Raw genomic sequence first — 11030 nt, 5'->3', positions numbered from 1 at the left:
CGAAGGTCTTAAGAGTCTTAAGGATAGGTATTTTCTTTTACGTCAAACTTAGATGAACCGCCGTATACCGAACGGTACGTACGGTGGTGTGAGAGGTCGGGGGTTAGTCACCCCCTCCTACTCGATTACGGCTCCCACGGACGGCGGGTTCCGAGTAAATCAGCCAAATGCTTACTGCGTGTTCGGCGGAGCTTACGCGCTTCTGCCCGCTCGGCGGCGCCATCATGCAGGAAAATTTCCTCGGCTGTTTCGGGAACGACTTGCGGGACAGTCGTAGGTCGTCCATCCTCACCAATCGCGACAAAGGTCAAGAACGAGGTTGCACATACAGTGCGGATTCCGGTGAGTAGATCTTCCGCGACGATTTTGACGAACACCTCCATGGAGGTCTTGTGCGACCACGTTACGAAGGCCTCGAGGGATACCTCATTATCTACTCGAATCGGCTGCAGGAAATCGACAGAGTCGGTTGATGCTGTGACGACAGGTCCCCGTGCATGCTTCATTGCGGAGATCGCGGCTACATCATCAATATGCGCCATCAATCTGCCGCCGAATAAAGTGTTGTGATTGTTCGTGTCTGGAGGCAGAACATGGCTGGCTTTAAATGTGCGAGACTCTCGAACAAAACGTTCAACGGTCATGGGGAAGACTTCCTTTCTCACTAACAATTCATTAGCAATCATTTTAATATTCTTACTTTTATTATGCCACTCCATTTTATTATTAATCATAAAAATGCAAAAGGAGTGATTTCCTTCGTTTCAACTGTATTTCTACTTGTCTCCACGGATTTCAACCAAGACTAAATAGATCATACCCGTGAGCAGAAAAATCCCTGCAAAAACAGGCAGGAGCCAAGCGAAGGTTTCCTCACGACGAGACAAGTCAAGCACCATCCTAGTACGAATAAAATCATTATGCAAATAACAAGACAGCCCTATCGGATAAAAGACAGGGCTGTTGGCTCACGAATTATGGAAGGCTTATTTTAAGATTTCCGACAGTGGTACGGATTTAACCGGAGTGATTGTAGAAATTGCAGCTTTGAAAAAGAGACTTTGCTTACCTTGTGATTGCATCGTGACCGTATACGAGTCGGAGTAGGCAATCGTGCCTTTAAGTGGAACGCCATTTTTGGTGATTAGTGTCACGGGAACTTCCTGTGAAATTAGGTAATGCAAATAAGAGTCTTGCAGATTCATTGGCTTCATGGCAAACATCCCTTTCTCTCTATAGTCGGATTTACTATCATAGTAACATTTTTTGTAAAGGGAAGCATGTCGGTGAAATAGGATCTTGCTAAAATATTTACCCCAAATAAATAGACGCTTGCTTATTGCCTGCATGGGCGGATAGATGGTTCTTTTTCGGACTCTTATTGTTGATGTATAATATATTTGCAAGCCCCTTGATGTTTGGGGGGATCTCATTAGAACGATCGGTTTTAGGGTCATATCTTCTAAATTCAGAAGAATGGTTTGGGACTCTTTGCCCGTAAATCGTGGTGAGAAAGTAGGTATTTGTTTATAGATCAGATAATGACATAGTATGGTAAACTATTGAGCAAGCACGAAAATACATCGATATGAGGTGCCACGTGAATAACCAGACTATTCAATTAAACGAAATTATGCAAATTACAAGCGGGCATATTTTGTACTTTTACGAGGATCCAAAGAGTTACGTGGAAAATGCAGTTTCATTCGTTTTAACGGGAATCGAAAAGGGACATCATTTGCTGGTAATCGATAACACGCAGCGTCTGGAGCAGATTTATCAAAAGCTTGTAAAGGTAATGCCTAGAGAAAGTATGAACGATATTCATTTTTATGATAGTCATGAGTTTTATGCAATCCACGATGATTTTCATTGCGACACCATTTTATCGCACTTTAGTGAAATTTTAAGTCCTTATTTGACGAAAAATCTCACGGTAAGAACTTGGGCGCATGTGGAATGGAGAGAACAGGGCGAGATTCTCTCGAAAATGGAACATTTTGAAACGATGGCTGACCATAGTGTGAACTGCCATGGTGTTCTTTCTGTTTGCGCGTATAATAGCAATCGGGTACCGGCTTCATTTTTAAATAAGATTTTGAGAAGTCACGAGTACTATATGACCGATGAAGAATTGCAGAAATCACCCCTTTATCGAAAAAGACCCCTCGCATTCCCTTCGTTGTCTATCCAAACAGAGCAGCGGAAAATCGTTGAGCTAAATAAGCAAATGTATCAAGAAGCCAAAAGCAAGTTAAAGGCGACCAACTATCAACTGGAATCTTTCATCACACGGAATTTAGACCCTATTTTGATAATGAATGATGATAATCAGGTAGTACGGGTCAATGAATCGTTCGAGACGGTTTTTGGCTGGTCGGCAGAGGAAGTTGTAGGATTACAGGCGATTGATCTACCACAAATTCCAGAAGACAGAAAGGGTGAAGTGGAGAAAAATCGGAAGGACGCTGTACTGGGACGAAATATGCAAGGATATGAAACCATCAGAAAAACAAAGGCAGGAAACGAGCGAAAGGTAAAGATATCTTGTTTTCCTCTTCGAGACGAAAGCAACCAGCTGAGCGGCTGGACGGCTATCATACGTGATATTACCGAAGAGAAGCAGGCGCAAGAACTATTGCTTCGAACAGAGAAGCTGTCTGTTGTCAGTGAATTGGCGGCAGGAATTGCCCATGAGATACGGAATCCGCTGACCTCCGTAAAAGGCTTTTTGCAGCTGTTAAAGTCAGAATCCTCCGAAAACAACATCTACTACGAAATTATGTTATCAGAAATTGGTCGCATCGACTTGATCTTAGGTGAGCTGCTAATGCTAGCCAAGCCGCAAGTGGCACAATATCAACAAAGAAATGTTACGTTGTTAATCAAAGAAGTGATCACGCTGCTTGAGGCACAGGCGAATATGTGCAACGTACAAATTGTTTCGGACGCAATACGAGAGGATGTCTGCATAAATTGTGAAGAAAATCACATCAAGCAAGTCTGTATTAATTTTATCAAAAATGCCATTGAAGCTATGCCACAAGGCGGGAAGCTGAACATTCAGCTGGACAAAGGTGAGGAGCGCGCCTTTATTCGTTTTATTGATCAAGGGATCGGTATCCCCAAGCACGTCCTGGAAAAGCTGGGACAGCCCTTTTACACAACCAAAGAAAACGGAACGGGTCTCGGATTTATGGTCAGTAAAAAGATTATCGAAAATCATCAAGGAAACATCCAAATCTTTACGGAAGAACATAAAGGGACAACAATAGAGATCAGCCTGCCAGTTGTTCACTAAATAACGCAATACATATACATAAGAATAGTAGAGATTTAGAACGATGAAAAAAGAAAAGCTCTGGCAAAAGAACTTGCCAGAGCCAAGCACCCATATCTATTAAAATAAGTCGATAATGAAACCTCTAGCGATTATCCACTTTTTCCGGGTACATATCATGATTCATCAAGCGGTAGCTGGCCATCTCTTCGTATTTCGTTCCTGGCTTTCCATAGTTGCAATACGGATCAATCGATATGCCGCCGCGCGGGGTGAATTTGCCCCATACCTCGATGTATTTCGGGTCCATGAGCTTGATCAGGTCATTCATGATGACATTGACGCAATCCTCGTGGAAGTCGCCGTGGTTGCGAAAGCTGAACAAATACAGCTTGAGTGATTTGCTCTCGACCATTTTAATATCCGGAATGTAGCTGATGTAAATCGTGGCGAAGTCAGGCTGACCGGTAATCGGGCACAGGCTGGTGAATTCTGGGCAATTGAATTTAACGAAGTAATCCCGATACGGATGCTTGTTGTCAAACGACTCCAGTACACTCGGATCATATGAGTAATTGTAGGTAGTGCCTTGGTTACCCAAGAGAGTCAGTGAAGATAAATCGCGTTCTTGATGGTTCGACATATCCAATAAACCTCGTTTCATTTCTAATTTTTCAAATGGTTTACACTCCGCGCTTATTTCCCCAGACGAGTGCATGCAGCTGCGGGAGTACCTTGGCGTCATTCATCTCAGGCGCTTCCATCGCTCGATCAATCAACCATTCAAAGCTTTCTAGCAGCTTGTCTCGCAGGTTGACTGTATCCGTAGCAGTCAAATCGTCGTTTCCTGGCTGCAAATAAAAAGGAACAGCAGGATAGCGCTGATGAATGGTTTGCGCGTAGGCAAAATCTTCTTCGTTGAAGACAACCACTTTAAGACTGAGTCCCTGATGATTACTTGTTACGAGTGCATGTATGATCTTGTCCAGTGCGTCCAAATCGGTCGTCATTCCTGAGCTTGGCGGCTTGGGAGAGATCGTGACGTCATCGATATCAGAAAGCCAGCTCTGCCATTTGCTCCCCTGTGTCTCCACTGCTGTACGGATGCCGCGCTTTTTTAACAGCTGGACAAGTCCATCCAGGCTGGCAAGGAGGGCAGGATTCCCCCCAGAAATGGTGACATGGGAAAAACGGTCCTGTCCCAGACGAATTAACTCCTGATAGACTGCCTCTGGAGTCATCTGCTTGATCTCATCGCGTGCGGAGCCATCCCAGGTAAAGGCAGAATCGCACCAGCTGCAACGGTAATCGCAGCCGGCGGTACGCACGAACATCGTTTTTTGGCCGATGACCATTCCCTCGCCTTGAATGGTTGGACCGAAGATTTCCAATACAGGAATGGAGCTCATGCTTACATCCACTCCCGTCTTGCTTCAGCGTAGCTGGTTGGCGTCTCAAACAGGCGTACGAATTCCACACGAGCTTCGTTATAGCGATTGCGGTACGTCTCGGATTGCAGCTGGTTTTCCATTTGCTCAAAAATCCAGACGACCATATTTTCGGCAGTAGTGTTCATGGGAGGAAGCATTTCATTCAAATAGCGATGGTCCAGGTAGACCTCAATATGCTCTTTCCAAATCTGCTTGATGTCGCCAAAATCGATGACGAGTCCGATCTCATCGGGCTGGCCGCTGATCCCAAACACAACCTTGTACGTGTGGCCGTGCAGGTTTTTGCATTTTCCTTCGTATGCGTGCAAATGATGCGCAGCGTCAAAGGTAAACTCTTTGCTGACGAGTACACGCTTGTTATGGTAGCGAAGCTGTGACTTTTGAATATGAGTGCCCAAAGCTTGCATACGGTCGACAATGCGGAAGTCAAAGTTTGCACTCATGAGATTTGTTCTCCTTGCTTACGGGTGGAAAGGTAAGTGTCCAGTCCGGCTTTTCGCAGTTGGCAGGCAGGACATTCGCCGCAGCCGTCTCCTTTGATGCCGTTGTAGCAGGTGAGGGTATTTTCGCGGATATAGCTGAAGGCACCCAGTTCATCTGCCAGCTTCCACGTTTGCGCTTTGGTCAGCCACATTAAAGGCGTGTGGATCACAAACGGATAGTCCATCGACAAATTCAGCGTCACATTGAGTGATTTGACGAATGAATCGCGACAATCCGGATAACCGCTAAAATCTGTTTCACAAACGCCAGTTACTAAATGGCGTGCTCCTCGCTGCTTGGCAAATACGCCAGCAAACGAGAGAAACAAGAGATTGCGTCCATCCACGAACGTAGAGGGCAGCTGGCCTTCTTCCTGGGTGATGTCAATATCTGTGCGGGTGAGGGCATTGGGAGCGAGCTGATTCAACAAACTCATATCCAATACTGTGTTTGGGACGTCTAATTCACGGGCGATCTGCTGGGCGCATTCGATCTCCAGCTTGTGACGCTGCCCGTAATCAAACGTGAGGGTTTCTACTTCACCGAATTGCTCCTTGGCCCAGAACAGGCAGGTCGTACTATCCTGCCCTCCGCTGAAAATAACGACGGCTTTTTCCTTTTTCATGCTCTCCATCTCCTTCAGTAATGTAATGGAAGAAAGAGAGTTCTTGAACTTGCTCCTGCAAAAAAACAAAACAATACCAAGGGTAAGGTACTGGTACTGTTATCCACCTTAGTTTTTTATAGAGGGAGTTCGCGAACCTCTCCCATGCACATGCATGGATTTCGTATTCGGTTTGGCATCCAGTCAGACGCCTGTCGTCATTATACTACAAATGTTCGGCATTAGGGATGGAAGATCACAACTCCTTGATGCTGGAAAAAATAATTTGACGGAAAAGGGAAGTGACTGCTAGTATTTTTTAGTAACACCATTGGAGAAATTCTTTTGTAAAATTAGGAAACGTTCGGGAATTGAATGGTTCTGAAGCATGTTTTGTGAGAATATTTTATATTTTTATACCATCGTTGGAGTAACGAGAATAACAAAGTTGGCTTTCCTATATTTAAGTAGAGTTGGTGATTAGAGTGAATTACAGTCTTCTAGTTGAAGAGTACCGTGGAGAAGTACTAGAAAATGTTCATTTTGGCGTTGTTTGTGGGGTTAATGAGCACGGTCAGGTTATTTATTCTGCCGGGGACGAGATGCACGTCACTTTTTTGCGTTCCGCAGCGAAGCCGTTTCAGGCCATTCCTGTAGCCAAGCAAGATATTGATGGAAAATTTGGTTTAACAAGCAGAGAAGCGGCCTTGTTTACCGCATCGCATCGTGGTGAGACGTATCATATGGAAGGATTGGAGTCAATCCTGGCCAAAACCGGGATTAAAGAAGACGAGCTGCTGACATGTCCGACCTATCCGCTCAATGAAGAGCCTAAGCTTGCCTGTGTCTCGAAAGGAATGCCTAAACGCCGCCTTTTTCACAATTGCTCGGGCAAGCATCTTGGATTCCTCGCCTTGTCCAAAGAGCGCGGTTTTTCCACAAACGATTACTACGAGCATTCTCATCCCGCGCAGCAAGAAGCGCTGGAGACGTTTGCCTATTTGGCCGAGTACCCAAAAGATCAAATACAGCTCGGCGTAGACGGCTGTGGTTTCCCCGTTTTTGCTGTACCGCTGAAGCATATCGCGATCGCTTACTTGAAGCTGGGCTGCCCTGATTTGATTGAGGATGAGAAAACGCGTGAGGCTGTTTTGAAAATCACCGGATGGATGAGCGAAAATCCTGACATCATCGCGAGTCATAACTTCATATGTACGGCACTCTTGACTGATCCGAATATTATCGCCAAGGGTGGAGCGATGGGGGTGTACGGTTTTGCGCTGAAAAAGGAAAGGCTCAGCTTCTCACTCAAGGTCATCGATGGCTCAGAGCTGGTGTGGCCGCTGGTCATCGCTTCGATTCTGGAGCAGATCAATTATGAGAACAAAGAAACGATTGCACGATTGTACGCACTGACTCCGCGGGAAATTAAAAATGATAACCAGATGATTGTTGGCGAAAAACGACCTGTGTTCACGCTGAAAAAATAGAGCGTGGGCAAGCTCGTCTATTTGCATCTGGAATAAAAAGGGTATACGATGTCCACAGATCATGAGGACGGAGGGAAATGGATGCTAATCGAAGTGATTGCGACCTCTGTGGAGGATGCAAAAAGAGCCGAGCGGGGTGGAGCAGACAGGCTCGAGCTGATAACAGGAATTTTGGAGGGTGGCTTGACTCCGAGCTGGGGATTGATTGAAGCAGTCGTCAAATCTGTCCGTATCCCGGTTAATGTCATGGTGCGACCGCACAGCCAATCCTTTTGCTATACCCATGATGAATTGCTAGTCATGCGAGAGGATGTGCGAGTTATTCGTGAGCTGGGAGCGGCAGGTATTGTTATTGGCATGCTCACTGATCAAAAGAGGCTGGATCAAAAGGGCTTGGAGCTGGTGCTTTCCGAAGCGGATGAGCTGGATGTGACCTTCCATCGCGCATTTGATGAAGCGAGCGATCAGCTCGAAGCTGCACGTACGCTGCTGCATTATCCGCAAATACGTCGCATCCTCACTTCAGGCGGACAGAAGAGTGCCATTGAGGGTATTGACTGCATCACGCAGCTGCGGCAGCTCACAGAAAAAACCCAACTAAACATTTTGGCAGGCAGCGGTTTGTCGCTTTCCAACATCGCTGATTTTCTCCAGAAAACAGGGGTCAGGGAAATTCATTTTGGCACAGGTGTACGTGAGGATGGGCAAGCCCTGCGATATGTTGACCCAGAAAAAGTATCCGAGCTGAAAGGAATCTGCGAACCTTTTTCGAAACATGTATGATTAGGAAATATTTTGAATCGTACATGCTGCATGGGAAAGGATGACGCCAGTGGAAATCGAAAAAAGATTGGGCGAGATAATCGGGGAAGCCGAGGGAACTTGGGGCGTAGTGGTTGAAGAGCTGGGACAAACAGGTGGTCAGAGGCTGCATTTTTCACATATGCCCGATGAGAGGTTTATTGCCGAAAGTGTCATAAAAGTTCCGATCATGGCAGCGGTCTATGAAGCAGCAGACAACGGGCAGTTCTCCGTCTCCGACCAGCTCACACTGCGCAAGGAGGACCTGGTCGGAGGTTCAGGATTTTTGTACACACTATCGCCTGGCCTGAAGCTGACCATTCGTGATCTGATCACCATGATGATTATCCAAAGTGACAATACGGCAACCAATATGCTGATTGACTTGGTTGGAAAGGAACAGATTGAACAAACGATGCGCAATCTGGGAATGAACCAAAGCCGCTATTCGCGCAAGCTGATGATCTACCCAGTTGATGTCACAGAAAACAATATGATTACGGCTGGGGATGTTGCCAGCATGCTGGGGAAAATTGCGTCAGGCGCTTTTTTGTCACAGCGTGCATGCGAAGAGATGATAGCGATTATGGACAAACAACAGGTAGTGAACGGGCTGCCATCTTTGCTTCCCGTCCAAGCTGAAGCAGGAGCATTTCCAGAGTGGAAATTGCCGTGTAAATCGGGATGGGATACAGGCAGACAGCATGATGTCGGCGTGCTGATCGCGGCGGGACGGAAAATTACGATTACAGCATTATCCAAGGACGTACAAGCGAGTGCAGCTCTGCGCACGCTAGGTTTGCTGGGGAAAGCAGTATACGACTACGCGTCGGCAAGTGAGTCATGTTCAGTATAATGACTTGCTTTCCTAATCTAAAAAAAGAGGTAGCCCAATCAATAGCGGGTTACCTCTTTTTTCGTTACGGGGATGGCATGCTACATGACCTGCTTCAATTCGACGGCATCAAGAGCGACCAGGCTTTCAAACTGGTTCGGTGAATCGGGATGGATATGCTCTTTTAAAATTCCCATTTTGACAAAAAAGCGCAAGGATGTATACACGGTTGAAAGGGTGATATTTGGCATCTCGTTTTTCAAGGCGTGATAGACGTCTTTAGCGTTTAAACACTGATTGGAGGTCAGCATATGAAGCAGTACGGCTCTTCTTTGGACCGTTAAGCGTTTTCCTAGATGCTTTATCTGCTGTGTGACATTGGCGATGCGTTCGTCCATGACATCTCACCTCTTTCTTTTTATAGAAATTCAGAAAGGATAATCTGGGTGGCTGCTCATCCAAGAATGGTTTCGAATGGAGTTTTATTAAAATAATTATTACCTAATGTTAATTATCGTTTAGCTCAGGACAATAGTCAATCTCTTTCTGTGTAATAATGAAGGGAAATAAAGCGGTAATGCTTTAACGTGAAGTGTTTTCTTTTTTTCGAAATCATGATAGTGTATGTGCGACTTTTGTCTATGTGAAAATGGATGTCGGGAGTGGACTGTGTGGCGCGAAATAGACGAACTTCAGGGCAATTGAATAGTCCTCTGCGAAAAGCAATGGAGTACGGCATGCTGCTTGTGGGCTCGCTGGTGCTGGCAACAAGCTTCAATTTATTCTTAAATCCCAACCAAATTGCATCGGGTGGCGTTTCAGGCTTGTCGACCATCCTGCATAATCTGTTTGGATTCTCACCAGCGATTGTTCAATGGGCGTGCAACATTCCTTTATTCCTGCTCGGTCTAAAGCTGTTAGATCGGCAATACAGCTTGAAGGCTGCTGTTGGATCGATTATCTTGCCTTTATGTGTCATGCTGACAAGTAATTTGCAGCCATTGACGACGAATCCCCTGCTGGCGAGTATATATGGAGGAATTGGTGTCGGTCTTGGGATTGGGATTGTGTTTCGAGGGAGAGGGTCTACAGGCGGTTTTGCAATCGCTTCGCAGATTTTACATAAGGTTTCAGGTCTTAGCTTGGGAGTTTGTGTAGCCGTTTTTGATGGCTTGGTTATCTTATTTGCTGGAATTGTCTTCGACCCGGAAAAGGCTTTGTTTGCTCTCATTGCTCTTTTTGTAACCAGTAAAACGATTGATATTGTACAGATGGGCTGGAATACATCCAAAGTGGCATACATTATATCGAATGAAACAGACGCTTTGCGTGAAGCTATTCTTTACGATTTGGATCGGGGAGTCACGCTGCTGGATGGCGCCGGGGGATATACCGGAGATGCACGCAAGGTCGTGATGGCTGTCGTTAGTCAGAGTGAGGTAAGTAAGTTGAAAATCATGGTGCGCTCCGTTGATCCGGATGCATTCATTATTTTATGTCCTGCACAAGAAGTTTTAGGGGAAGGCTTTCGAGTGGGATAAGCTGTGAGTTTTCATATATAATCATGCAAAAAGAGCTGCGGGATTTTGTTGCGGCTCTTTTTTATAGGTATGAGAGTGATAGTACTTCACTAATCTGAGCATGAATTTGCCTAAAGATAGAGGTTTTTTTAATTTAAAATGAATTATTTTTAGATTTTCTATTGCATTTAAAAATCAGACATGCTATATTAAATCTCGTGAACGGGACACATACGAAAAACGCTCACACAAACGAATAGACACCATGCCGGTGTAGCTCAATTGGTAGAGCACCTGACTTGTAATCAGGGGGTTGTGGGTTCAAGTCCTATCGCCGGCACCACTACATATCACAAATGCCTTTTCTTCCAAAAAAATACGGTTGATGAGTGGTTTTGGATGTGTTAGAGGAAAATTCGTGCTTTTGAAACGCAAACAAAAATGCTCTTTGAAAACTGAACAGCGAAAGCGTTAATGAGTCTATCATTAAATGATTTGCCAGCTTTGAACCAGTAACAAACTTTATTGGAGAGTTTGATCCTGGCTCAGGACGAACGCTGGCGGCG

General features: G+C 45.4%; 13 protein-coding genes, 1 tRNA gene and 1 riboswitch. Of the genes, 6 read left to right on the top strand and 8 right to left on the bottom strand.

From position 1 onward, the window contains the following. Positions 1-125 precede the first annotated feature (125 nt). Positions 126-644 (bottom strand): acyl-CoA thioesterase, encoded by a 519-nt coding sequence (locus tag C3B52_RS34595; protein WP_103110876.1) that lies wholly within the window; start codon positions 642-644, stop codon positions 126-128. Positions 645-986: 342 nt separating this feature from the next. Then, positions 987-1205, bottom strand: a complete 219-nt coding sequence (gene hfq / locus C3B52_RS34590) for an RNA chaperone Hfq (RefSeq protein WP_235615958.1) — start codon at positions 1203-1205, stop codon at positions 987-989. A gap of 395 nt (positions 1206-1600) precedes the next feature. On the opposite strand from hfq, the gene C3B52_RS34585 reads away from it, so the two are divergent. Next, a complete protein-coding gene (locus tag C3B52_RS34585) occupies positions 1601-3301 on the top strand; it encodes an ATP-binding protein (RefSeq protein ID WP_164685070.1) in 1701 nt (566 codons plus the stop codon). 124 nt (positions 3302-3425) lie between these two features. Here C3B52_RS34585 and queF read toward each other — a convergent pair whose 3' ends face one another. The 4 genes from queF to queC are packed head-to-tail and all read right to left on the bottom strand — an operon-like array spanning position 3426 to position 5839. After that, the gene (gene queF, locus C3B52_RS34580; protein WP_103110873.1) at positions 3426-3923 is read right to left on the bottom strand and encodes a preQ(1) synthase; all 498 of its coding nucleotides are present in this window, start codon (positions 3921-3923) and stop codon (positions 3426-3428) included. Between the two features lie 40 nt (positions 3924-3963). Then, entirely contained in the window at positions 3964-4689 is a 726-nt protein-coding gene (queE, locus tag C3B52_RS34575) for a 7-carboxy-7-deazaguanine synthase QueE (RefSeq protein WP_103110872.1), read from the bottom strand. Between the two features lie 2 nt (positions 4690-4691). Then, positions 4692-5174, bottom strand: coding sequence for a 6-carboxytetrahydropterin synthase QueD (queD, locus tag C3B52_RS34570; RefSeq protein WP_103110871.1), 483 nt, complete (start codon positions 5172-5174; stop codon positions 4692-4694). Beyond that, complete coding sequence (queC, locus tag C3B52_RS34565; RefSeq protein WP_103110870.1) at positions 5171-5839, bottom strand: 7-cyano-7-deazaguanine synthase QueC; 669 nt, start codon at positions 5837-5839, stop codon at positions 5171-5173. Before queC ends, queD begins: the two co-directional genes overlap by 4 nt. A 102-nt stretch (positions 5840-5941) precedes the next feature. Next, positions 5942-5985, bottom strand: a riboswitch (PreQ1 riboswitch). Between the two features lie 318 nt (positions 5986-6303). Between queC and C3B52_RS34560 the strand changes: the two genes are divergently transcribed. The 3 genes from C3B52_RS34560 (at position 6304) to C3B52_RS34550 (ending at position 8965) form a co-directional block, all read left to right on the top strand. Next, entirely contained in the window at positions 6304-7308 is a 1005-nt protein-coding gene (locus C3B52_RS34560) for an asparaginase (RefSeq protein WP_103110869.1), read from the top strand. Between the two features lie 81 nt (positions 7309-7389). Beyond that, positions 7390-8091: a copper homeostasis protein CutC gene (locus tag C3B52_RS34555; RefSeq protein ID WP_103110877.1), complete on the top strand. Its 702-nt coding sequence runs from the start codon at positions 7390-7392 to the stop codon at positions 8089-8091. A 49-nt stretch (positions 8092-8140) separates the two neighbouring features. Continuing rightward, complete coding sequence (locus C3B52_RS34550) at positions 8141-8965, top strand: serine hydrolase (protein ID WP_103110868.1); 825 nt, start codon at positions 8141-8143, stop codon at positions 8963-8965. A gap of 80 nt (positions 8966-9045) precedes the next feature. Here C3B52_RS34550 and C3B52_RS34545 read toward each other — a convergent pair whose 3' ends face one another. Further along, positions 9046-9342 (bottom strand): Fur family transcriptional regulator, encoded by a 297-nt coding sequence (locus C3B52_RS34545; protein WP_103110867.1) that lies wholly within the window; start codon positions 9340-9342, stop codon positions 9046-9048. Between the two features lie 273 nt (positions 9343-9615). Between C3B52_RS34545 and C3B52_RS34540 the strand changes: the two genes are divergently transcribed. Together C3B52_RS34540 and C3B52_RS34535 are read left to right on the top strand one after the other, a co-directional pair. After that, entirely contained in the window at positions 9616-10485 is an 870-nt protein-coding gene (locus tag C3B52_RS34540; protein WP_103110866.1) for a YitT family protein, read from the top strand. Between the two features lie 246 nt (positions 10486-10731). Continuing rightward, a tRNA-Thr gene (locus C3B52_RS34535) sits at positions 10732-10807 on the top strand. On the opposite strand, the gene C3B52_RS37660 is transcribed toward C3B52_RS34535, so the two are convergent. Continuing rightward, positions 10808-11030: hypothetical protein (locus C3B52_RS37660; protein WP_235615957.1), on the bottom strand; the 223-nt coding region annotated here is incomplete at its 5' end.

It is taken from the genome of Brevibacillus reuszeri, assembly GCF_002897295.1.
Lineage (GTDB): Bacteria > Bacillota > Bacilli > Brevibacillales > Brevibacillaceae > Brevibacillus > Brevibacillus reuszeri_A.
The sequence above is the reverse complement of the archived record's forward strand: the minus strand, read 5'-3'. Positions and strand labels throughout refer to the sequence as shown.